16 protein-coding genes and 2 rRNA genes are annotated in these 23,847 nt (G+C 43.8%); 3 read left to right on the forward strand and 15 right to left on the reverse strand.

The window, feature by feature from the left end; genetic code table 11:
• Positions 1–154: 154 nt before the first annotated feature.
• The 6 genes from BK582_RS19955 to BK582_RS19980 all read right to left on the reverse strand — a co-directional run bounded on the left by BK582_RS19955 (position 155) and on the right by BK582_RS19980 (position 12,605).
• Positions 155–3,089: ribosomal RNA gene (locus BK582_RS19955) — 23S ribosomal RNA — on the reverse strand.
• A gap of 390 nt (positions 3,090–3,479) precedes the next feature.
• Positions 3,480–5,047 (reverse strand): 16S ribosomal RNA (locus BK582_RS19960).
• The 16S and 23S rRNA genes sit together here, the layout of an rRNA operon.
• Before the next feature lie 912 nt (positions 5,048–5,959).
• A complete protein-coding gene (locus BK582_RS19965; RefSeq protein ID WP_078596717.1) occupies positions 5,960–7,423 on the reverse strand; it encodes an NADP-dependent isocitrate dehydrogenase in 1,464 nt (487 codons plus the stop codon).
• Positions 7,424–7,607: 184 nt separating this feature from the next.
• Positions 7,608–8,477 (reverse strand): proline iminopeptidase-family hydrolase, encoded by an 870-nt coding sequence (locus BK582_RS19970; RefSeq protein WP_078596718.1) that lies wholly within the window; start codon positions 8,475–8,477, stop codon positions 7,608–7,610.
• A gap of 45 nt (positions 8,478–8,522) precedes the next feature.
• A complete protein-coding gene (locus tag BK582_RS19975) occupies positions 8,523–9,578 on the reverse strand; it encodes a M42 family metallopeptidase (protein WP_078596719.1) in 1,056 nt (351 codons plus the stop codon).
• 285 nt (positions 9,579–9,863) lie between these two features.
• Positions 9,864–12,605 (reverse strand): transglycosylase domain-containing protein, encoded by a 2,742-nt coding sequence (locus BK582_RS19980; RefSeq protein WP_078596720.1) that lies wholly within the window; start codon positions 12,603–12,605, stop codon positions 9,864–9,866.
• Positions 12,606–12,831: 226 nt separating this feature from the next.
• Here BK582_RS19980 and BK582_RS19985 point away from each other — a divergent pair, with 226 nt between their 5' ends.
• Positions 12,832–13,098 (forward strand): DUF6154 family protein, encoded by a 267-nt coding sequence (locus tag BK582_RS19985; RefSeq protein ID WP_078596721.1) that lies wholly within the window; start codon positions 12,832–12,834, stop codon positions 13,096–13,098.
• Between the two features lie 332 nt (positions 13,099–13,430).
• Positions 13,431–14,585, forward strand: coding sequence for an acyltransferase family protein (locus BK582_RS19990; RefSeq protein ID WP_078596722.1), 1,155 nt, complete (start codon positions 13,431–13,433; stop codon positions 14,583–14,585).
• A gap of 189 nt (positions 14,586–14,774) precedes the next feature.
• Here the strand turns inward: BK582_RS19990 and BK582_RS28355 are convergent, their stop codons facing one another.
• From BK582_RS28355 to BK582_RS20000, 3 genes are all read right to left on the reverse strand, one after another.
• Positions 14,775–14,867: a putative holin-like toxin gene (locus BK582_RS28355; protein WP_414457995.1), complete on the reverse strand. Its 93-nt coding sequence runs from the start codon at positions 14,865–14,867 to the stop codon at positions 14,775–14,777.
• Positions 14,868–15,075: 208 nt separating this feature from the next.
• The gene (gene ald / locus BK582_RS19995; RefSeq protein WP_078596723.1) at positions 15,076–16,206 is read right to left on the reverse strand and encodes an alanine dehydrogenase; all 1,131 of its coding nucleotides are present in this window, start codon (positions 16,204–16,206) and stop codon (positions 15,076–15,078) included.
• 176 nt (positions 16,207–16,382) lie between these two features.
• Positions 16,383–17,624, reverse strand: a complete 1,242-nt coding sequence (locus tag BK582_RS20000; RefSeq protein WP_078596724.1) for a helix-turn-helix domain-containing protein — start codon at positions 17,622–17,624, stop codon at positions 16,383–16,385.
• 338 nt (positions 17,625–17,962) lie between these two features.
• Between BK582_RS20000 and BK582_RS20005 the strand changes: the two genes are divergently transcribed.
• A complete protein-coding gene (locus BK582_RS20005) occupies positions 17,963–19,378 on the forward strand; it encodes an alanine/glycine:cation symporter family protein (RefSeq protein ID WP_177344649.1) in 1,416 nt (471 codons plus the stop codon).
• 52 nt (positions 19,379–19,430) lie between these two features.
• On the opposite strand, the gene BK582_RS20010 is transcribed toward BK582_RS20005, so the two are convergent.
• The 6 genes from BK582_RS20010 to BK582_RS20035 form a co-directional block, all read right to left on the reverse strand.
• The gene (locus BK582_RS20010) at positions 19,431–19,904 is read right to left on the reverse strand and encodes a hypothetical protein (protein WP_078596725.1); all 474 of its coding nucleotides are present in this window, start codon (positions 19,902–19,904) and stop codon (positions 19,431–19,433) included.
• Between the two features lie 399 nt (positions 19,905–20,303).
• Positions 20,304–20,699, reverse strand: a complete 396-nt coding sequence (locus BK582_RS26575) for a hypothetical protein (RefSeq protein WP_139368274.1) — start codon at positions 20,697–20,699, stop codon at positions 20,304–20,306.
• Positions 20,700–20,708: 9 nt separating this feature from the next.
• Positions 20,709–21,149 carry an MOSC domain-containing protein gene (locus BK582_RS20020; protein ID WP_078596727.1) on the reverse strand — a complete coding sequence of 147 codons (441 nt, stop codon included), beginning with the start codon at positions 21,147–21,149 and terminating at the stop codon, positions 20,709–20,711.
• A gap of 91 nt (positions 21,150–21,240) precedes the next feature.
• A complete protein-coding gene (locus BK582_RS20025) occupies positions 21,241–21,945 on the reverse strand; it encodes a class D sortase (protein ID WP_420841237.1) in 705 nt (234 codons plus the stop codon).
• Between the two features lie 2 nt (positions 21,946–21,947).
• The gene (locus BK582_RS20030) at positions 21,948–23,009 is read right to left on the reverse strand and encodes a processed acidic surface protein (RefSeq protein ID WP_169911159.1); all 1,062 of its coding nucleotides are present in this window, start codon (positions 23,007–23,009) and stop codon (positions 21,948–21,950) included.
• A gap of 178 nt (positions 23,010–23,187) precedes the next feature.
• A complete protein-coding gene (locus BK582_RS20035) occupies positions 23,188–23,577 on the reverse strand; it encodes a GerW family sporulation protein (RefSeq protein ID WP_078596729.1) in 390 nt (129 codons plus the stop codon).
• Positions 23,578–23,847 lie beyond the last annotated feature (270 nt).

A 23,847-nucleotide genomic window follows, 5' to 3' on the forward strand; every position in this document is an offset into this window, starting at 1 on the left:
GTCACTTCGGTCCGTCAATCGAAGCTTAAATGCTTGCTTCTTCTTGCCGGTCCTCCAGTGCTTGTCGCTCGTGTACGAGGCGCTTACGCTTTTCGTGTTGCCCTCTCAAAACTGGATAACTTTTCTGATTGGTGATCTTGCTTAGTAAGACTTATTGGTTAAGTCCTCGATCGATTAGTATCTCTCAGCTTCACATGTCGCCATGCTTCCACACGAGACCTATCTACCTCATCTTCTCTGAGGGATCTTACTCACATAAAGTGATGGGAAATCTCATCTTGAGGGGGGCTTCATGCTTAGATGCTTTCAGCACTTATCCCTTCCACACGTAGCTACCCAGCGATGCTCCTGGCGGAACAACTGGTACACCAGCGGTGTGTCCATCCCGGTCCTCTCGTACTAAGGACAGCTCCTCTCAAATTTCCTGCGCCCGCGACGGATAGGGACCGAACTGTCTCACGACGTTCTGAACCCAGCTCGCGTACCGCTTTAATGGGCGAACAGCCCAACCCTTGGGACCTACTTCAGCCCCAGGATGCGATGAGCCGACATCGAGGTGCCAAACCTCCCCGTCGATGTGGACTCTTGGGGGAGATTAGCCTGTTATCCCCAGGGTAGCTTTTATCCGTTGAGCGACGGCCCTTCCATACGGTGCCGCCGGATCACTAAGCCCGACTTTCGTCCCTGCTCGACCTGTATGTCTCGCAGTCAAGCTCCCTTATGCCTTTGCACTCTGCGAATGATTTCCAACCATTCTGAGGGAACCTTTGGGCGCCTCCGTTACCTTTTAGGAGGCGACCGCCCCAGTCAAACTGCCCGCCTGACACTGTCCCTGAACCGGATCACGGTCCGAGGTTAGAATTTCAGTACAGCCAGGGTAGTATCCCACCAATGCCTCCACCGAAGCTGGCGCTCCGGTTTCCAAGGCTCCTACCTATCCTGTACAAGCTGTACCAAAATCCAATATCAAGCTGCAGTAAAGCTCCATGGGGTCTTTCCGTCCTGTCGCGGGTAACCTGCATCTTCACAGGTAATATAATTTCACCGGGTCTCTCGTTGAGACAGTGCCCAAATCGTTGCACCTTTCGTGCGGGTCGGAACTTACCCGACAAGGAATTTCGCTACCTTAGGACCGTTATAGTTACGGCCGCCGTTTACTGGGGCTTCAATTCAGAGCTTCTCCCTTACGGGATAACCCCTCCTCTTAACCTTCCAGCACCGGGCAGGTGTCAGCCCCTATACGTCGCCTTGCGGCTTGGCAGAGACCTGTGTTTTTGATAAACAGTCGTTTGGGCCTATTCACTGCGGCTCTCTCGGGCTTGCACCCTATCAGAGCACCCCTTCTCCCGAAGTTACGGGGTCATTTTGCCGAGTTCCTTAACGAGAGTTCTCCCGCGCGTCTTAGAATTCTCTTCCCGCCTACCTGTGTCGGTTTGCGGTACGGGCACCAGTCACCTCGCTAGAGGCTTTTCTAGGCAGTGTAGGTACAGGAACTTCGGTACTTAAATTTCCCTCGCCATCACAGCTCAGCCTTATGGCAAACGGATTTGCCTGTTTGCCAGCCTAACTGCTTGGACGCGCATATCCATCAGCGCGATTCCCTGCCTTCCTGCGTCCCCCCATTGCTCAAATGGTGACGTGGTGGTACAGGAATTTCCACCTGTTTTCCATCGCCTACGCCTTTCGGCCTCGGCTTAGGTCCCGACTAACCCTGAGCGGACGAGCCTTCCTCAGGAAACCTTAGGCTTTCGACGGAGGGGATTCTCACCCCTCTTTTCGCTACTCATACCGGCATTCTCACTTCCAAACGCTCCACATGTCCTTCCGGTCATGCTTCACAGCCCTTGGAACGCTCCCCTACCACTGTCCGTAAGGACAATCCATAGCTTCGGTGATACGTTTAGCCCCGGTACATTTTCGGCGCAGAGTCACTCGACCAGTGAGCTATTACGCACTCTTTCAATGGTGGCTGCTTCTAAGCCAACATCCTGGTTGTCTAAGCAACTCCACATCCTTCTCCACTTAACGTATACTTGGGGACCTTAGCTGATGGTCTGGGCTGTTTCCCTCTTGACTACGGATCTTAGCACTCGCAGTCTGACTCCCGAGGATAAGTGATTGGCATTCGGAGTTTGACTGAATTCGGTAATCCTGTGGGGACCCCTAGTCCAATCAGTGCTCTACCTCCAACACTCTTCCCTCGAGGCTAGCCCTAAAGCTATTTCGGGGAGAACCAGCTATCTCCGTGTTCGATTGGCATTTCACCCCTACCCACACCTCATCCCCGCACTTTTCAACGTGCGTGGGTTCGGGCCTCCATCCAGTGTTACCTGGACTTCACCCTGGACATGGGTAGATCACACGGTTTCGGGTCTACAACAACGTACTATAGCGCCCTGTTCAGACTCGCTTTCGCTGCGGCTCCGTCTCTTCAACTTAACCTCGCACGTTATCGTAACTCGCCGGTTCATTCTACAAAAGGCACGCTGTCACCCATGAACGGGCTCCAACTACTTGTAGGCACACGGTTTCAGGATCTCTTTCACTCCCCTCCCGGGGTGCTTTTCACCTTTCCCTCACGGTACTGGTTCACTATCGGTCACTAGGGAGTATTTAGCCTTGGGAGATGGTCCTCCCGGATTCCGACGGGGTTTCACGTGTCCCGCCGTACTCAGGATACACTCCGGAGGAAACAACGTTTCGGCTACAGGGCTGTTACCTTGTCCCGCGGACCTTTCCAGGTCGCTTCACCTACGCTGTTTCTTTGTAACTCCGTATGGAGTGTCCTACAACCCCAGAAGGCAAGCCTTCTGGTTTGGGCTGATTCCGTTTCGCTCGCCGCTACTCAGGAAATCGCATTTGCTTTCTCTTCCTCTGGGTACTAAGATGTTTCAGTTCCCCAGGTCTGCCTTCTCATACCCTATGGATTCAGGTATGGATACTGCCTCATTACAGGCAGTGGGTTCCCCCATTCGGAAATCTCCGGATCAAAGCTTACTTACAGCTCCCCGAAGCATATCGGTGTTCGTCCCGTCCTTCGTCGGCTCCTAGTGCCAAGGCATTCACCGTGCGCCCTTTCTAACTTAACCGTTTTTGCGGCAGATAACCGTCGGATATCTTCGTCAACTGCGCCTTCTCGTTCCTGTCGCGTATTGGTATACGCTCAGTCACTCGAAAGCTTGTTTCCTCGATCTCCTTGGTTCTCCTTGCAAAAACCTTAATAAAAGGTTTTTTACGCAATTATGGCGTCTACATTCAGCCTTATCTAAGACACTCGGTTGCACTCATTAAAAGTTTGCACTTTTAATTATAACAACCGGTGATCATCAATCAGTTAATCGTTATCCAGTTTTCAAAGGGCAAAAGAATAACCTTCCTCTGGAAAGAGGAAAATCATTTTTGAGAGTATGACCTCTCAAAACTAAACAAAAAGTACCAAGCGAAGCTTTAAAAAGGTATGAGCCTTTTAAGCTCCTTAGAAAGGAGGTGATCCATCCCCACCTTCCGGTAGGGATACCTTGTTACGACTTCACCCCAATCACCTGTCCCACCTTCGGCGGCTGGCTCCAAAAGGTTACCTCACCGACTTCGGGTGTTACAAGCTCTCGTGGTGTGACGGGCGGTGTGTACAAGGCCCGGGAACGTATTCACCGCGGCATGCTGATCCGCGATTACTAGCAATTCCGGCTTCATGCAGGCGAGTTGCAGCCTGCAATCCGAACTGAGAGTGGCTTTATGGGATTCGCTCGGCCTCGCGGCTTTGCTGCCCTTTGTACCACCCATTGTAGCACGTGTGTAGCCCAGGTCATAAGGGGCATGATGATTTGACGTCATCCCCACCTTCCTCCGGTTTGTCACCGGCAGTCACCTTAGAGTGCCCAACTAAATGCTGGCAACTAAGGTCAAGGGTTGCGCTCGTTGCGGGACTTAACCCAACATCTCACGACACGAGCTGACGACAACCATGCACCACCTGTCACTCTGTCCCCCGAAGGGGAACGCTCTGTCTCCAGAGTTGTCAGAGGATGTCAAGACCTGGTAAGGTTCTTCGCGTTGCTTCGAATTAAACCACATGCTCCACTGCTTGTGCGGGCCCCCGTCAATTCCTTTGAGTTTCAGCCTTGCGGCCGTACTCCCCAGGCGGAGTGCTTAATGTGTTAACTGCGGCACTAAGGGTATCGAAACCCCTAACACCTAGCACTCATCGTTTACGGCGTGGACTACCAGGGTATCTAATCCTGTTTGCTCCCCACGCTTTCGCGCCTCAGCGTCAGTTATAGGCCAGAAAGTCGCCTTCGCCACTGGTGTTCCTCCACATATCTACGCATTTCACCGCTACACGTGGAATTCCACTTTCCTCTCCTACACTCAAGTCCCCCAGTTTCCAATGACCCTCCACGGTTGAGCCGTGGGCTTTCACATCAGACTTAAGAGACCGCCTGCGCGCGCTTTACGCCCAATAATTCCGGACAACGCTTGCCCCCTACGTATTACCGCGGCTGCTGGCACGTAGTTAGCCGGGGCTTTCTGGTCAGGTACCGTCAAGGTGCCGCCCTGTTCGAACGGCACGTGTTCTTCCCTGACAACAGAACTTTACAATCCGAAGACCTTCATCGTTCACGCGGCGTTGCACCGTCAGGCTTTCGCCCATTGCGGATGATTCCCTACTGCTGCCTCCCGTAGGAGTCTGGACCGTGTCTCAGTTCCAGTGTGGCCGATCACCCTCTCAGGTCGGCTACGCATCGTCGCCTTGGTGAGCCGTTACCTCACCAACTAGCTAATGCGCCGCGGGCCCATCTTACAGTGTTAGGAACAAGTCCCAACTTTTACAGCAGAACCATGCGGTTCTTCTGATCATCCGGTATTAGCCCCGGTTTCCCGGAGTTATCCCAGTCTGTAAGGCAGGTTGCCCACGTGTTACTCACCCGTCCGCCGCTCATTCCACAGGCATCACCCCGAAGGGATCAGCCTGTTTCCTGCGCTCGACTTGCATGTATTAGGCACGCCGCCAGCGTTCGTCCTGAGCCAGGATCAAACTCTCCAATAAATTGAAACGAGTTTGATGTCTCTGACATCATTTAATTTGAAAGATTACTCTTTCGATTGACGGGATATTTAAAATATCCCACTTCGCTTGGCTTATTGTTCAGTTTTCAAGGAACAAAATGTTTTGTCGTTTTTTTGGCGACTAAAATATCTTATCACCTGTTCAACTAATTGTCAACAACTTTTTTAGAAAGCATTTTGTCGAGTTTAGTCGTTTTTTAGCGACAAATTCCATTTTAACTCTTCCGAAAAGAAAAGTCAATGAAAATATCAAAATTAAATTACAAAGCCGCTCTCAACAGCTTGGACTATCAATATACCAATTTCCCAACCCATAGTCAATAGTTTTTTTATAAAAAAATCACATTTATTCCACATCATTTCTATAATTACAGAAACTCCACATGATCAAGAACAAAAGCGCAAGCGCCTTGGTCACGAGCGACACTCTTTATCTGCGACGAGCAAACGAAGTGGCGCGTGAGCACTCTTTACCTGGGCCGAGTAACCGCAGGCCCAGGCACTGCCTCTTCCTCTGCGAGTGCAGCTGCGGAGTTTATACGTCTAGGCAACTCGCAGCGTATCAAGAAGATATGCTCGTTGGACAGTATATTCGAAGAAGCTGCACAGAAGCCGTTTTTTGGCTTCAAGTACTCCTGCGATTACTCGTCGCAAGGCAGCAGAGATGCAAATTCATGTAGCTGCCTGCCTGAAGTGACCTCGAGTAGCTGTCTCTTCCTCTTCCAGCAGAGCTTCGATGCGTATCCGTCGAGACAACTCGAACCATACTCGTGATGTAAACGCTCGTCGCTGGTGCCAGAAGATATATATGATAAGTTTCACTTATCCACGAGGCTGAAATCTATAATTTCAAACAATAAGAAAAGCAGCGTCCTGGACGCCGCTCCTTCTATTATTGCCCCTGGCCAAGTGAATAGCCAAGCTCATTATTAAATCTGTAGAGGTTCTCAATTTTGATCCAGTCAAGACCTGCCTCTTCTGCTCTGTCTAATAGTTTCCTGATATCTTTATTAGAAGGAGCAGTATCCTCTTCGCTTAAGTTAAATCTGCAGCGCCAGTGGTCAGTAGTGAATGTTTCAGGGAACCCTCCCGGATAAACTTTCACCCCACGATTCGTGACGACAGCGAGTTTAAATTCCGGCCCTGCGATATCTTCGAGCTTTTTACCAAGTTCATCGGAAGTTAATTCATTATTAAACAGGAACACATCCACTCCGTCCAGTTCTCTTACAACATCATACTTAGGACGGTCCTTTACTTGTGGTTTCATTGCAGGCTGTGCTTCTTCATGAGCTTCCTCTTTAGCATAAGTGATTGGTTCAACCTTTTCAGGTCGCTGGCCAAGCCTTTCAATCACTGCTTCTGCAAACTCCATAGTACCTACGGAAGAGCCGCCTTTTGCAATATCTCCTGTGTGTACTCCGTCTTCCAAAGTTTTCAGCCAGGCATTATGAATTTTTTCCGCTACCTCAGGCTGTCCGATATGAACAAGCATCATAATCGCTCCGTGCAGAAGCCCGGATGGATTCGCTATTCCCTTCCCGGATATATCAGGTGCACTCCCATGAATTGCTTCGAACATAGCTACATTGTCACCAATATTCGCGGAACCTGCCAGTCCGACACTGCCTGTAATTTGTGCAGCAACATCAGATGCAATATCCCCATAAAGGTTCGGCATTACGACAACATCGAAATCCTGAGGAGTGTCGGCAATCTTAGCGATCCCGATATCAATAATCCAGTGTTCCGTCTCAATGTCCGGATACTCTTCAGCAATTTCATTAAAGACTTTATGGAATAGCCCATCAGTCAGCTTCATTATATTGTCTTTCGAGAAACATGTAACTTTTTTGCGGTTGTTTTTCCGTGCATATTCAAACGCATAACGAATGATTTTTTCAGACCCCGGACGGGTGATCAGCTTCAAACACTGAACGACCTCAGGTGTCTGTTGGTGTTCTATACCAGCATATAAGTCTTCCTCATTCTCTCTGATAATCACCATATCCATGTCCGGGTGCTTCGTTTTTACAAAAGGCTCATATGAAATGTTCGGTCTCACATTCGCATAAAGGCCTAATGTTTTTCGGATCGTTACATTCAGGCTTTTGTATCCGCCTCCCTGAGGTGTAGTAATTGGGGATTTAAGAAACACTTTAGTTCGCCTTAAAGACTCCCAGGCCTCATCGCTGATACCGGTTGAATTACCTGCCAGGTAAACTTTTTCTCCAATATCGATAAATTCCGGTTCAATGCTAGCTCCTGCGTGCTCAAGTACTTTAAGAGTAGCCTGCATAATTTCCGGTCCTATTCCATCACCTTCAGCTACAGTTATCGCTCGTTTGTCCGTCATAGTATTTGCTCCTTTACAAAGATGTAATAGAGTTGCGCAAAAAAGAGATCGCTTTCAACTTATTCCCGAAAAAAATATTAAACTAAATATACTATTGTGTCAATTAACTTCTATAATAGTAGAAAAAGAGAGAAAGATGCCTCCAATCATTAAGGCTTTTTATAATCCTGCCCCTGTCCACTTATCAGTCGTTTTTCCTGAGAAAGCTGCCGATCACTTTGATGTATTCTTCCGTTTCCTCGAGATATGGCATATGTGCGCTGTGTTCAAAAACATGCACGAAAGAAACTGGAGTCAAACTGCTGTAATAACCAGTGGATTCAGGTGTCGCTTCATCATATCTTCCGCATGTATATAAGGAAGGAACTGAAATATTCCGGAGCTCCCTGGTGCAATCAAACTCTTTCAGATTACCTGTAACATAGAACTCCGACGGGCCCCACATTGTCTGATAAACATTCGTCCCCCTGTATGGAGCTCCTTCAATGAGTATTTCCGGCAGAGGATCAAGCCTGCATACGAAATGCCTGTTAAATTCCTTTGTCGCTTCCTTATATTCTTCTGAATCAGTACGCCCGGAAATTTCACATTCCCTTAATATTTTTTGAACATCCTCTGGCAGAAGTTTCCGGTTATGCTCCTGGTCTTCCGCCCATTTAGGCGCACTGAGACACGGGCTTGAAAAAATCACGCTTTGTACGCCAGTCACACCTGAAAGCAAATATGCAGCTGCCAGGGTAGTTCCCCAGGAATGGCCGAGGATATGAACCTTCTTCAGGTTCAGAGCCTCTCTTACTTTAGCCAGTTCATCTGTAAATCGGTCAAGCTTCCATAATGATTCGTCATCCGGCCGGTCAGAATTACCACAGCCGAGCTGATCATAAAATATTACCGGGCGTTCTTCAGCAAGTACATCAAGTCCCTGCATAGAGTAATGAGAAGATCCCGGGCCTCCGTGCAAAATAATAACCGGGGTATTTTCCTGTTTCCCCTCATGCATCCTGTACCATACTTTCCCTCCGGTTACTTCCACAAAACCTTCCTTCACCGCCATTATCCATTCCTCCTCAGTTCTACCATTACATTAATAAAGAAATAATTAAATAAACTTAAACTCAGAGCGTTCACGGAGCTCCAGCAGGAAAAGCTTTAAAAGTTCTTTTGAGTTTTCCAGATCACTCAGATCCATTACTTCCACCGGTGAATGAGCGTACCTGGTAGGAATAGAAATAACCCCGGTTGGAACACCGCTGTTAGATTGGTGAAGCGCTCCTCCATCTGTACCAATGCCAGGGAACACCTCAAGCTGGTAAGGAAGATTATGTTTTTCCGCTGTCTTAATCAGCTTTTTACGTACCGGAACACTTGCAATCAGGCTGAAGTCCATCACCTTAATTCCCGGTCCTTTGCCAAGCCCCAATGTATTATCCATCATCGCTTCAGGTGTGTCGCTCACTGCTGTAGTGTCTACTGCAATGGCTAGATCCGCAGGGAGATACTGTCCTGCAACCTTTGCCCCCCGAAGGCCAACTTCTTCCTGGACGGAAAATACAGCATACAGTGTACCATGGAACTCTGACCTGTCCAGCTCTGCAAGAGTTTGGAGTAACACAGCACAGCCTGCCCTGTCATCAAAGCTCTTACCCATTATTCTGTTTTTTCCAAAGGTTAATTCACCGGCTGCGTATGTAACAGGATCTCCAATCTGTATTCCAAGTTCCTCTGCCTCCTGACGGGAGTCCACTCCAGCATCTATGTATAGTTCCGCATGTTTTCTCACTTTTTGAGGATCGTCAAATTTCATCATATGAGCAGAAATGGTTCCTATTACTCCGTAGCGAAGACCTTCTTCTGTACGGATCTGCACTTTTTGGGCAAGGAGAATTCTATCGTCATGCCCCCCGAGTTTCTCAAAGCGGATCAGTCCGTTATCTTCAATCTTTTTTACGATAAACCCAATTTCGTCCATATGTGCTGATACAATAACATCGGGTCCGTCATGGGCTCCTTTTAAAACCGCCGTTACATTCCCGGCACCATCTACCTTCGTTTCATCAGCAAGCTCTTGTACTTTGTTATAAATATAACGCGCTACATCATGTTCAAAGCCACAGGGGCCTGATAATTCAGTCAAATCTTTTAACACTTCTCTCATTTTCATCTCACCTTTAAGTTAATATGTTACTGCAATCCACATTTCACCGTTGCAGGAAGCAGCTATACAGAAGACAAAATTCAAGGAAGGAGCCCAAAGGCACTCCTCCCTTGTTACTATATTATATTTCGCCAGACGAAGTAGTTTTTCCTGCAATTTTATTATCTTTGAAAAACAATTTTCAGCATCTTCCCTGCGTATTTTCTGTAACCTCATTCCCCGGCACTAAACTGATGTTTCAAAAAGTCTGCCTTTCCGTAGAATTATAGAAGGTGAGTAAGCAGATTAGTTATTGTTATTGTCAGTGTTGCCCCCGTTATTATTATTATTATTAGCTTCATAATTGTTATTGCCGCCATTCTCTTCATTCGAGTTTTCGTTATCATTGGCGGCTGAACTTTCACCTGCAGACGTATTTGCTTCCTCGTTCACCTCTCCGGAAGCATCAACCTCATTTCCATCGTTATTCCCTGAATCAGACTCCTCGTCACTGCCATTTTCAGAGGAGGTATCACCAGATTCATTGTTTCCATTTCCATTATCATTTGAATTCGAGCCCGATTCATTGCCGTCATTATCTGAAGATCTGCCATTACTGTTATTTCCAGAATTGTCGTTTTCATCAGACGAATTATTTTCATTATTTGCTGAATTATTGTCTCCACCTGAATTATTAGTATCATTATTGTTTTCCGAATTGTTGTTTTGGTCTGAATTGTTATTACTGTTATTCCCTGAATTGTTTCCGTTATTCGAGCTTCCATTATGGCTGTTGTCTTCCTCATTACTGTTTTCATTTGAGGAATTGCCCTCATTATCATCTGTAGAACCATTGTTTTCAGAAGATGAGTTCTCATCCTGTGTATTTTCTTCAGAGGAGGAATCATCGTTATTATTGTTATTGTTAGCTGCATCGTCCTGAGAGTTGGCGCTGTTATCATTGTTGTCATCGTTTTCGTTGCTTTCGTTGCTGTCGCCGCCGTTTTCTTCATTGTCAGGCGAAGCCTCATCGGCATCGTTATTATCATCATTATCTTCACGAGCTCCGTCTTCGCCGTTACCATCCTCACCGTTATCATCGTCATCTTCATCATCTACTTCAATTCTTTCCTCATACCCATCTGGTATATCAAACGCTGATTCGGAAATTCCTTCAAGCGAATCTTCCATAATGGACTGGAAAACCATTGCAGGATGGTTGCCGCCGAATGTATCAAGCACATTATCCCCTCCTGGATTGTCGTAGCCAATCCAGACAGATGCGACTAACTCTGGTGTGTAACCTACAAACCATGCATCGTGAACCCCATCCACATCTTCAAATGCTTCGGTGTCCGGGAGTTGAGCTGTTCCCGTTTTTCCGGCAACTTCCCAACCATCGATCTTCGCTCTGAAACCAGTGCCTTCTTCCACTGCGTCTATAAGCATATCTGTAACAGCATAGGCGTTAACTGGTTCCATCATTTCAACTTCATTTGTTTCTCTCTCCACTATTACATCACCGTTACGGTCAGTAATTTTTGTTATTGCAAATGCTTCAGTCATATTACCCTCATTTGGAAAAACCGTATACGCCTGGGCCATTTCCAGTGGAGAAGCTCCGTTAGTAAGGCCACCCAGTGCAATACTTAAATTGTGTTTTTCCTCATCTTCAACAGGCAGTTTTGCCTGTTTTAAAAACTCATAGCCTTTTTCAACCCCAATTTCATCAAGGAGCGCCACAGCCGGTACATTCCTTGAAGTCACGAGAGCTTCTCTGACAGTCAATTCTCCAACAAACTCGTTATCATTATTTGTGGGTGTATATTCTTCATCGCCAAAATCCATCTCTTCATCTTCGAGTTCGTCTTCAGGACTGAAACCTTCTTCCATTGCCGGAGCAAAAACAGATAAAGGTTTAATTGTAGAGCCAGGACTGCGGCGCAGCTGTGACGCGCGATTAAAACCTCTGGCAACATATTCCCCTCTGTACCCTTTTAAACCTTTAATTCCTCCAGTTTCCGGATCAATAACTACAGAAGCGCTTTGAACGATATCCTCCCCTTCATTTTCCGGAAAAAGCTCTTCATTTTCGAGGGCATCCTCAATAGCCTGCTGCACCTGTGGATCCATTTGGGTATGAATCTCCATTCCCTCTTCATATATTTCTGACTCTGTAAGCCCATGAACACGAACGGCTTCATCTAGAACAAACTCTACGTAAGCCGGATAATTGTTTCCTGGACCTTCCTCTGTTTCTTCCGTTAACACAATTGCTTCATTTACGGCTTCTTCAAATTCGTTTTCTTCTATATATCCTTGATCATGCATCATTGATAAAACAAGATTTCGCCTCTCTTTAGCCTGTTCTTCATTTTGGAACGGGGAATAAAAAGTAGGAGAACGAGGGAGCGCTGCAAGAAGAGCAGCTTCTTCCAATTCAATTTCCTGGATATCCTTACCGAAATATTTTTGAGCAGCATCCTGTACTCCCCAGGTTCCTTCGCCAAAATAAATTTGATTTAAATATAATTCCATGATGACATCTTTATCGAACTCATTTTCAATTCTGTTTGCAGCGAATACTTCACGAATTTTCCGGTCAAATGTTCGTTCAGCGGAAAAATAGAGATTTTTCGCAAGCTGCTGGGTTATCGTACTGCCCCCTTCCGATATACCACCTGCACGGATATTCCGCAATGCAGACCGCCCGATTGCCCGGTAGTCAAAACCTGAATGTTCATAGAAACGTTCATCCTCTACCGCGACTACAGCTTCAATCATTATTTCGGGTATTTCAGATAACGGCACAGATGTGAAGTTATGTGCCTGCAGCTCTGTAATTACCTCTCCATTTGCATCATAAATCTCCGTTGGCTCCGGGAGAGGATCTTCCAGTTCGCTTAAATCAAGAGCCTCAGATTCAGTCATATAATGGCTGACAGCCATCCAGACACCAATAGCTCCTAATAAGAAAAAGACCCCAGTCACTCTGATGACGGTCCCTTTTCTTCTTTTACTCTTTTTATTTTTTGCTCTGTCTCCCATATGTTTTGCACCTTCCTTTTATATCGCTGACACAAGTATGTAATTGAACTCACGAGCCGGCTTTTAAACTCCAGCATCTGATCAGCCGCTCTAATGGCTTGATTCCCTGCAAAACAAAAAAGAAAACGTTATGGCACCAGTGAATTAAACTTTACTCGTATTAACTTGTATAAAAATTATTAATAAAACCATTCTATTGGTAACTTCTCAAGGGTGGGATGAAACAATGAAATTTATAGAAGACCTTTTCGATTTTTATAAGAATCATTTAACAGGCGATGAGGAAGATGCAGCGATTATTATCGAAGGAATTATGCAGGATTTCAGCCAGAAAGATCTGAATGGTTTTTTTGCCGGCTTAAGTGAAAAGGAGAAGTTTGAAATGGTGGGGCTTTATTTATATGAAAAATTCAGGCTGAAGGCAGCTGAAGAAGAAATAGGAACTACTCAAAATAACGATGATCAGAATTCAGGCGGTGAAATATTACACTAGACAAAGCCTTAATACGACAGCAAACTTACTATTTCTCCCTTTTGTGATAGCAACAAGACAAAAGTCCTTAAAATACGTTCCATTTTCTTTTGTTTTCCAGTACTAATCACTATCTTTTTTTACAGGTGAGGAAACGAGTTTTAACCTCCACTCGTCCAGGGAAAAGGTAAGCGGAAAAAGGCTTCGCTTTAAGATTCCTGCTCTGTTAAAGACGCTGGGTATTTTTTACCTTATTGAAGACAAACAGAAATAAACGAGTGAAAATTGGCGAACGTTATTGACGTAAGCCCCTACATACATATAAGATTTTTTCGAGCCAAGGAGTGTTCCAGTTGAATAAGAAAATTATAAAAGAGGCTTTCTGGCTCAGGGCATTAGCATGCTTAGCTGTAGTCACCGTGCATGCTGTTTATACGACTCTGGGCCATTATGAACAAAGTATCGGTACTATTAGCGAATATACACTGATTCTGCTTAGATTCCTTGCTTTTTTCGGCACCCCTGCCTTTGTCTTTATCTCAGAACTGCTGCTTGCCCGATCATACCCTGATAGAGTTCCGAAAGGTTTTTTTAGAAAACGGGTGAAGTTCCTGCTGGTTCCTTTTCTATTAATGGCTGTCGTATACGCTGTAATGCTCGGCAACACCTGGACCGAAACGGCAGAACGGTTGTTTAACAATTGGTTTCTTGCAGGTTTTACAGGATATTTTGTCCTTATTATATTCCAGTTTTATTTTCTGCATGTGCTGCTGCATAAAAAATTGCGGAACTGGCCAGCAAAAATAGTTCTGCCAGCTGCACTACTGATAAATGCAGCCTACCTTGCTTTTTTTAACTTTTCTGAACCAGCAAATATCTTTTTCGCAGAGCAAATCTGGAGCAGCGCTCACTGGCTCCCTTTTACCGGATGGATTTTTTATTTTACCCTCGGATATTATGCCGGTCGAAATTACGAGAAGTTTCTCGCCTTGCTCCACCGTAAAAAGAAACTGTTTTTCGCGCTTCCCGCAGTATCAATGCTGCTTCTGATTGTATTCGTAAGAACAGATATTCTGACAGTGGTATCTTCAAAGCGTATAGATATACTGCTTTATACAACCGGGATGATAAGCGTGATATTTATCCTGGCATCTTACCGGAAGAAAGTACCTGGTTTTATTATGACGATTAATAAATACTCATTTAATATTTACCTGCTGCATAATATCTTTCTGTATAATTTGCCTTTTATAAGTTTCCTGCATCCTATTATGTATTTTGCCTTTGCTTTCTGTATCGGGGTGGCTGCTCCTATCTTAATTTCCAGGCTTCTTTCAGGCTGGACGTTTTCACCGTACCTAATCGGTAAAACTTTGCCGGCACCGAAAGGACATAAAGTTAAAAAACAGATGAGAAACAGTGTAACTACAGGCTGCAGATCATACGGAGGGTACAGCAGAAGAAAAACTATATACGGCCCACATAATGAAGAATCTTCCGCAAGATAATAATTTACAAACCAGCTGCTGGTTAACTCTGTATTGAAATGAAACTACCCATTAAGTATACTAAAGATATAGAATAAGAGACAAACCGCTGGTGCCCGACACACCAGCGGTTCTGCAACAGAGCTGCTTCCATGGAGGGGGCAGCTATGAATACCTGTAATCCACCTGGCTGGTCAGTTTAAGGGTGGATTATTTTTTATGTTTAAATTCCAGTAAAGTGACAATGAGTGTTGCGAACATAATCATAAGCGCTAATGCTTCAAACACTGCCACAGGCCTCACCCCCTTTCCTGCGGGAGTGAGCCGCCACCCTCAGGACATCCGCCCTGTCGCTTGTACTATTATAGCACAAACACGAACGCTTGTTCTCTTATTTTACTTTTTTTTATAAATAAGACCTAGTAAAACCTATCATGTTAAAAGGCCAGCTGTTACATATTCCTGAAGAATAAAAATAAGCCTCCTGCTCTTTCAGCAGGAGGCTGTCTGTTTAAACAGAAGCTGTTTCTTTATTAAAAGCTTCTTCCACAGTTACATATTCATATCCAAGATCTCTTGCTACTGTTTCGTAAGTGATTTCACCATTTACAGTATTAACGCCAAGCTTTAACGCCGGGTTATCTTCGATCGCTTGCCTTACACCTTTTCCAGCGATCTGCAGGGCATATTGGATTGTTACGTTAGTCAGTGCGATTGTGGACGTTCTCGGCACAGCGCCAGGCATATTAGCAACAGCATAGTGAACTACTCCATGTTTCTCATAAGTTGGTGCATCATGAGTTGTAATTCGGTCAACTGTCTCAAAAATCCCGCCCTGGTCGATTGCCACGTCAACAACTACAGACCCTGGCTTCATTTCCTTGACCATTTCTTCTGTTACCAGCTTAGGCGCTTTAGCACCAGGGATAAGAACTGCTCCGATAACAAGGTCGGATTCTTTTACAGCTTCAGCGATGTTAAGAGGGTTACTCATTAATGTGTTAATTTCATTTCCGAATATATCATCAAGCTGACGAAGTCTTTCTGGACTAAGGTCAACAATCGTTACGTCTGCGCCAAGACCCATAGCAATTTTCGCTGCATTAGTTCCTACAACCCCGCCGCCGATTACTGTAACTTTACCACGTTTCACTCCGGGTACACCGGAAAGAAGGATTCCCATTCCGCCTTTTGGCTTTTCAAGGAATTGTGCGCCGATCTGAGCAGACATTCTTCCGGCAACTTCACTCATCGGTGTAAGAAGCGGCAATGTGCGGTTTACTTCTACAGTTTCATAAGCAAGAGCAGTAACACCTTTTTCAGTTAAAGCTTTAGCAAGCTCCGGCTCAGCCGCCAGGTGCAGATACGTAAACAAAATAAGTCCTTCGCGGAAATAATCATACTCAGAAGCAAGAGGTTCCTTTACCTTCATAACCATTTCTGCCGCCCATGCTTCTGCAGCAGTTGCAGCTATTTTTGCTCCCGCCTCCTGGTAGTCTTCATCTGTAAATCCACTGCCGATTCCTGCAGTTGTTTCTATGATTACTTCATGACCTGCTTTTACAAAAGCAACTACTCCTGCTGGTGTGATGGCAACTCGGTTTTCATTATTTTTGATTTCTTTAGGTACTCCAATATACATTTATATCATCCTTCCATAAAGTATCTGCTTAGAGGCTGACTGTATTACGTTAAACGCTTTCACTTTTCTCAGTGCGTATTCCTCTAATAAACTTTTACATAACTTTAGTATATTTCTCCTGAATTCATTTTTCATTGTGAAGAAGAAAAAAATTAAAAGCACCTGTTTGTTAATTTCTACAAACGGGTGCTTTCTTCAAGCCGCTTAAGCTTCAGATCTAAATATAAGGACATTTTTTCATTTGTATTTTTCAGGTTAATGTCTGTTATAGCCGCGATACGTTTTATTCTGTAATTTAAAGTGTTCATATGTACATGAAGAACTTTTGCAGCGTCATTTACGTTACTGTCATTATTAATATAGACTTCCAGAGTCTCAAGTAAATTTGTTTTATTTTGTTTGTCGTATTTAACAAGTTTTTCAATTGCAGGATGCTCATATCCTTCTTTGCTTTTTTTCTCAAAAATGACGTCAAGGTAACGAAGGATCCCCAGTTCCGGATAGGAGCTTACTCCCTTTAATTCAGAAGGAAATCTTTCGATAAGCCGAATGACTTCCTGGGCTTCCTGATAACTTTTCACCGCTTTATTCAATTCTTCATAGACAGACCCAGAAGCCCCGAGTATATTTTGCGCATTAAATTTCTCCTCCATTTCCTCTGTGAAAAAATGGATAAATCTGGACACCTCTTTTTCAGCAAGCGTCTGTTTATTCATATATGGAGAAACAATTAAAATGATCTCTCTTTGCACAACAACAAAAAAGCTGACACTAACGTGTTGATTCGTCTTTAAAATGTACCCTATCCTCTGTTCAATTTTATTACTGATATCTTCTTTAAATTTAAAAACCACTGCTGCATAACTTGCGGGTATTTCCAGGTTTAACTGCCGGAACTTTTCTTCCACAGCTTCACGAGTTGTAAAACGCCCGCTCAACAGCTGCCATAGGAAATCCTGATAGCCTTCCTGTTTCTTCTTTTTCCGCGCATGTATCTGCAATAATTCAGATCTTGCCGAATCTGCAGCCATTTTCAGCAATTTTAACTGCTCATCAGAAAGCCTGGCCTCTTCATCCACTACCCAAATATAGCCGATTACTTCATTATTTTTCCTGATAGACACCGCAACCCGGTTACCGAGTCCTATATCTTCTATTCCATCTATTCTTACTGGTTCTTCACCTTGCATCAATTTAAGGATTATCCCTTCCTGCCACAGCCGGTTAATTACTTTCTCAGGTACACGCCGCTGAATGATCGTATTAATGCGGGCAGGATCAGTGTGGCTGTCATGAGAACTGTAGGAGAGCAGCCGGTGATTCACATCCTCAATTGTAACAGGGCAATGCAGCATATCTCTTAAGTTATCCGCAAGGTTTTCGAGGTTTCCGCTGCCCCAAAATGGATTTTCTTCCATATTAATTAACTCCTTTAATCACTGTAACTAAATTCTCTTTTTAAACTGAGCCGTCGAACTTATTATTGAACTGCATAGTTTACCACGAAAATTAAAATTCAAACAAGGTATGTAGTATTTGGCAAGGTATCGAGGGTGAAAACTCCTTCACCACTGTTACCTGCTACTCCTCAGTATAACCGAAAAAGATTCCATTTCAACAATACCTCAATTTGTCGATTTCCACAAACGAAACCGAGAATGTTTTAATTATTTAACAATAATAATATACCTGAAAAATGTTAAAATTTTTTACAGCCCATTTTGAAAGCGTTATCAATACAACAAGGAGGAAACATATGGACATTCTACCAATTCTTGATACGATTAACAGTTATCTATGGGGCACACCAAGCTTAATCTTGCTCTTTGGAACAGGGTTGCTGCTTACAGTAATGCTTAAGGGGCTGCAATTCAGCAAGCTGTTATATGCGTTTAAACTTGGTTTTACAAAAGAGGGAAATGCTAAAGCCGGGGATGAAGGGGATGTAAGTAACTTTAAAGCACTTATGACAGCTCTTGCCGGTACAATTGGAAACGGTAATATTGCCGGAGTAGCAACCGCCATTGCAATCGGCGGACCAGGTGCAATGTTCTGGATGTGGATTGTCGGACTTTTAGGAATGGCGACAAAATATTCAGAGGCCCTGCTCGCTATGAAATACCGTGTTAAAAATGCAAACGGAGAATATTCCAGCGGTCCTATGTATTATGTGGAACGTGGCCTGGGCCGAAAATTCAAATGGCTCGCAGTAGCTTTCGCCCTTTTTGGTGCTTTTGCTGCTTTAGGCATCGGTAACAGCGTCCAGTCTAATACAATTGCCGGCGTCATGGAAACATCTTTTGGAATTAATAATATTACTACCGCAATTATTTTATCTCTTTTAGCTGGTTTGATTATCTTTGGCGGTCTGAAAAGAATTAGTACAGTAGCAGGGGTGTTTGTGCCTGTAATGGCTATTCTCTACATCGGAGGGTCCCTGCTTATTCTTGGAATTAATTACGATCAGATTATTCCTGCTTTCCAAATGATCTTCTATTATGCATTTAATCCGGTTGCTGCAACAGGAGGATTTGTCGGAGTCCTTGTTGCTGAAGCGATCAGAAACGGTGTGGCAAGGGGAATTTTCTCCAACGAAGCTGGTCTTGGTACCGCTGCTCTTATTGCGGGAAATGCAAAAACAGACCATCCTGTAAAACAAGCGTTGGTTGCCATGACAGGTACTTTTATCGTTACTATCATTGTATGTACAATGACAGGGCTTGTTTTGATAATATCAGGTTTCTGGGATCCTACCGGCGGATTAATTTCCGGAGTTGAGCATCCTGCTCACTTAGAAGGAGGAGCTTTGACAGGAGCTGCCTTTGCCTCTGTTCTTGGAATCGTTGGGGAATATATTGTTGCTTTCTCTATTATATTCTTTGGCTTTTCAACGATTGTAGGCTGGTATGTATACGGTGAAAAATGCTTTGAATACCTTGTTGGAACAAAAGGAATTTTCGGTTACAGAGCAGTTTATATTTTTGCGTGCGGTGTCGGTGCGGTGGCAAACTTAACAACGGTATGGGCTTTCGCAGACATGGCAAACGCGCTTATGATGATTCCTAACTTAATTGCATTAATTTTATTGAGCAAAGTTGTTGTAAGAGAAACGAATGACTACTTTGAAAATCATTATAAAGCTGCTAAAGGTGCTGAAAAAGCTGCAGGTTAACAGTAACACCTATATTACTAAAACGGACAAAGTGATCCCTTTGTCCGTTTTCTTATTTCATCCCATGGCTGGCGGAAACATCTATCTTTTCTTTTAGTTTACCAATCCGGTTTTTAAGTTCAATATTGTAAGTAATTATAGTAATGGCGTATACGAGTAACAAAAGATAGATAATATTTTCCCCCAGCGGATTTTCAGTCGGCAAACTTACTGCTGAAATCCAGGCCAACAGTGCTCCTCCCAGCTTACCAAAGCCGCTTTTAGTGCGCTTTTTCCTCAAATCACTGATATATCTTTTCTCGAGGTCTTCAAGCTCCCGGGACCAGCCGAACACCTTCAAATTAAACTTAACAGACAATAAATCATATATTGCTCCAGCCAATGTGAATGCAAAGATAAGGAGCGCCATTACATGTAAAGAAGCGGCAGGCTGAAGAACATACCACGCAGCAGCGGCAAATAAGACTGCCGTTACAAAGTTTGACGAATAAACCTCATACTTCCTTATTTCTTCAAGCCTGTTCATTTGCACTGCCTCCTTTTTTAGTGATCTCCTTGCTGACTATCTACGATGCAAGAAGGAAAAAGTTCCCTTTTTCACGCTTCATTTCAAGCGGATTACTTTTAAATTAGATTGAAGTGGAGAAACTCTTTTTACTCTTGGTTTTAATTGTGAAAATATAAATGTGAGGCTTGGCTTGTTGGTCTTGCATGACTTGAGCTAAGAAATATTCATCTCAGGGGGTGCAAGACTCTCTTGCAGGACTTGAACACAGAAATTATTCATCTCTGGGGGTGCAAGATCCTCTTGCAGGACTTGAGCACAGAAATTATTCATCTCAGGGGGTGCAAGATCCTCTTGCAGGACTTGAGCACAGAAATTATTCATCTCAGGGGATGCAAGACTCTCTTGCAGGACTTGAGCTCAGAAAATCCTCATTTCATGGGATGCAAGACCCTCTTGCAGGACTTGAGCACAGAAATTATTCATCTCAGGGAGTGCAAGATCCTCTTGCAGGACTTGAGCACAGAAATTATTCATCTCACGGGGTGCAAGACCCTCTTGCAGGACTTGAGCACAGAAATTATTCATCTCAAGGGGTGCAAGACTCTCTTGCATGACTTGAGCTAAGAAAATATTCATCTCAGGGGGTGCAAGACTCTCTTGCATGACTTGAGCTAAGAAAATGTTCATCTCAGGGGGTGCAAGACTCTCTTGCATGACTTGAACACAGCAAATATTCATCTCTGGGGGATAAGCTGCCCTGGCATAGCAAGAAAAAACAAGCATCCCGGAAACTTTACCGTGATGCTTGCTCAATATGTATAACTATTTTTCAATGAGCACAACGGAGTCGCCAACTTGAATGGCTGCATCATTTTTTACGATACCGAATGCGCCGCCATTCCAGTCAGGAAACATTGCATCCTTCAAACCTGGAAGAGCTTCATCCATTTGTTCACACGGCTTCGTCTCTCCATATATCTCAATTTCACATTCACCGACTTTCAAGGTCTTCCCCCGGCTGTTCTTCAGGGCCACACCTGATACAAGCAGGTTCGCCCGTCTTGCAGAAGGATCAAGAGCACCTCCAAGTTTTTCCATCAGTTCATTCCAAACTTCTTCTTCGATGATGGTAACCTGCCTTTTCCTTCCCTGGTCTGCATTGTTTACAATCCCTCTGTTCTCCACCAGTTCTGCCTTTTCTGCCGGATCCATCGGGCCACCCTTCATTCTCTTAACCCAAATCGATTTTAATTCTCCTGTCATTCTTCCTCCCCCTTCCAAAATTAAACTACTATCTAAATTCTAGCACATCAGAAAAAAAAGCACTGCTCTTTTTTGAACAGTGCCGCCAATACTATTCAGTTTTTATCAGGACAGCCTCCAGGACATAACGCTCAGGTGCACTACCGATAAAGTTAAACGGATAACAGGTGGTCACTGTCAATGTTGCGCTTGGTCTCGGAACAATTACCGTTCTGTCGTCCTCATCAACAATTCTTACACGTTTTACTTTATAAGTGAATTTACCAGCGGAAGTCGCTACAATCAGCAAGTCATCCTCTCCGACCTGGCCTAGTTCCCGGAACACAGTATCCCTGTGGCCTGAAAGGACCGAATTATCTTTTTCCCCTGGCAGGACGCTGCCGGCATAGTGGCCAACGCCTTTTTCCAGTTCATCTTCGTCAGTGCCGTGATAGATTGGCAGGTCGGCATTTAATTTAGGGATATGGAGTACTCCGATTTCTTCCCCCACTTCTGGTTTTTCAAAATAAAGTGGTTCGTTTTTCTCAGTGTCCTGATTCTCTTTTGTTTGCTCCTCCACGTCCTCTGTTCCTGAAACAACCGACTCTCGTTTCGGCTGAGCAACTGTGCCGGTATTCCCCTCATCTTCTACCGAATAGACCGGTTCAGCGTACTTAAACAGCAAATACCCTTTTAAAAATGTATAAGCATTAGTAGTAGAAAACCAGAGACCGAAAACGACCATTAATGCAGAAATAAACAGTAAAACTCTTTTCCACGGCTCTGAAGTCCTTCTTTTCCTTACTCTGCTTTCCACTGTTATGCAGCCTTTACTTTACGGAAGACAACTACACCAGCGCCAGCGATGAGCAGTCCCAGAATCATATACAACGGATACTCCGACGCAGTTTTTGGCAATTTGGCGCCTTTTTCGGTTTTTACTACAAGTGCAGTCTTATCCTCTGATGATTTTTCAGGAGCTTTTTCCTGGACCGTCTTCACTTCTTTTGTTACGTTTTTCATTTCAGAGCCTGTTTCTTTTATTAAATCAGACCCGAATAAATCTGCCGTAATTATAATATCAGCAAGGAATTCACCTTCATAGTTATACAATTCAATTAGTAAAGCATAACCGTCAAGGTCCGTAATTTTCATCAATTCTGAGAATGTGACAGCTAATTTTTCATCGCCTTTGACTAAATAAAATTTAAAATCCAGTTGAAATATGCTCGCCATTTCTTTAAATATGGACAATACTTCAGCTATTTGCTCAGCTGTCAATTCATCAGCGCTTTCAAAATCAGGCAGAGCATAAATGCGTTCGTCAAGTGCGAGAAGCCGGTCTAATAAATCATCTGTAGTTTCTATAACATATTCAAAATGATTAACCAGTCTCTTAAACTCCTCCAAAGTAAGGCCGATTTCGTCAAATAACTCTGACAACTCATAATAGATTTCTTCTAAAAACTCCCTGTGAAATTCTTCCCACTCTTCTTCTGTCATATCCCATTCATCATCATATAAATAATCCCATAAATAAAAATCGAGCTCATATTCAAAATAAAAATCTTCCAGTTCTACACCATAAGATGCCAGAATTTCTTCCATTTCAATATAGGTAACTTCATAAATTTCCAGGTACTCTTCCACTATTTCATCTGTTAAAGGCCTGCCGAAAATCCACTCGAAATCTTCTGTACTATCAAGTTCTTCCAGCGAAAACCCTTGCCCCATAAGCCTTTCCTCTAATTCTTCCTGATCAAGCTCAACTTCTTCCAGGTAAGTATCAAGCTCATTCTGCGAAATAGCAGCAAAAACTGATGGAGCAGATAAAGAAAACAATAAAGCTAAACATAGAAGTACTGACAGAACTTTTTTCACTAGTAATTCCCCCATAGTAGTTTAATATGTAACAAGATAGATTGATTATAATCTGTGTAAGGGGAAATATCCATATATATTTTAGTTATTTGTAAATATATCTGTTTTAATTAAACATACTTTTAAATACTCCTGAATACTTCGACATACTCTCTAAAAAATTACAAATATAAATAATCTACTTTTTAAGCTTCAGAAACAATGCCAGTATAAGTGGGAATATAGTAAAACTGAGGAGAAGAACGGTAATATCCACTACTGGAATGAACTTCGTATTACGCTCAGAGACTTCATACATTCCTAATGGCTTCACCGAAGCAAATCCTCCTCCACCTCCTCCATGTGATTCACGGGCGCCTTCAAACTTATTATCTGCTCCTCCCCCGCCGCCAAAAGAATATGTTACTTTACTTACCGGGATTACCTTCTTACCATCAGCCAGTTCCATTGGTTCTCCAAAGACAGTTTCTGACTTACAGTGCTCACTTAGTTTTCCAGCAATCTCACTTACCGGATTTTTGTACACGCTTTTCATTAAATTATTTCCGTTACCATCCTTCTGGTTCATCGTGGCCACCTCTTTTTAATATTTTCCTGTAATGTACAAATCCTGCATTACTATAATCTATTCTTCCTGTGCATCAAGCTTCAGCAGCGATGTACTGAGAACAATATTCCCTGCTCCACTGCAAAACCCCTTTATTTTACAGCTTTTGTAATCCAAAAGAGACCCGGATAAAACTAACTCACCTTTAAATAAGTGGCCTTGTCATTCATTGAATAAAACTGGGTTCAGGTAAAAGTAAAATAAACGGAGACTTTCCGTTTATATGAAGAT

Source organism: Evansella clarkii, assembly GCF_002019695.1.
Taxonomy (GTDB): domain Bacteria; phylum Bacillota; class Bacilli; order Bacillales; family Salisediminibacteriaceae; genus Evansella; species Evansella clarkii.

Coding starts and splice junctions, on each gene's coding strand:
- BK582_RS19965 (WP_078596717.1), bottom strand. CDS start 7,423: ATGACGGACAAACGAGCGATAACTGTAGCTGAAGGTGATGGAATAGGA.
- BK582_RS19970 (WP_078596718.1), bottom strand. CDS start 8,477: ATGGCGGTGAAGGAAGGTTTTGTGGAAGTAACCGGAGGGAAAGTATGG.
- BK582_RS19975 (WP_078596719.1), bottom strand. CDS start 9,578: ATGAGAGAAGTGTTAAAAGATTTGACTGAATTATCAGGCCCCTGTGGC.
- BK582_RS19980 (WP_078596720.1), bottom strand. CDS start 12,605: ATGGGAGACAGAGCAAAAAATAAAAAGAGTAAAAGAAGAAAAGGGACC.
- BK582_RS19985 (WP_078596721.1), top strand. CDS start 12,832: ATGAAATTTATAGAAGACCTTTTCGATTTTTATAAGAATCATTTAACA.
- ald (WP_078596723.1), bottom strand. CDS start 16,206: ATGTATATTGGAGTACCTAAAGAAATCAAAAATAATGAAAACCGAGTT.
- BK582_RS20000 (WP_078596724.1), bottom strand. CDS start 17,624: ATGGAAGAAAATCCATTTTGGGGCAGCGGAAACCTCGAAAACCTTGCG.
- BK582_RS20005 (WP_177344649.1), top strand. CDS start 17,963: ATGGACATTCTACCAATTCTTGATACGATTAACAGTTATCTATGGGGC.
- BK582_RS20010 (WP_078596725.1), bottom strand. CDS start 19,904: ATGAACAGGCTTGAAGAAATAAGGAAGTATGAGGTTTATTCGTCAAAC.
- BK582_RS20020 (WP_078596727.1), bottom strand. CDS start 21,149: ATGACAGGAGAATTAAAATCGATTTGGGTTAAGAGAATGAAGGGTGGC.
- BK582_RS20035 (WP_078596729.1), bottom strand. CDS start 23,577: ATGAACCAGAAGGATGGTAACGGAAATAATTTAATGAAAAGCGTGTAC.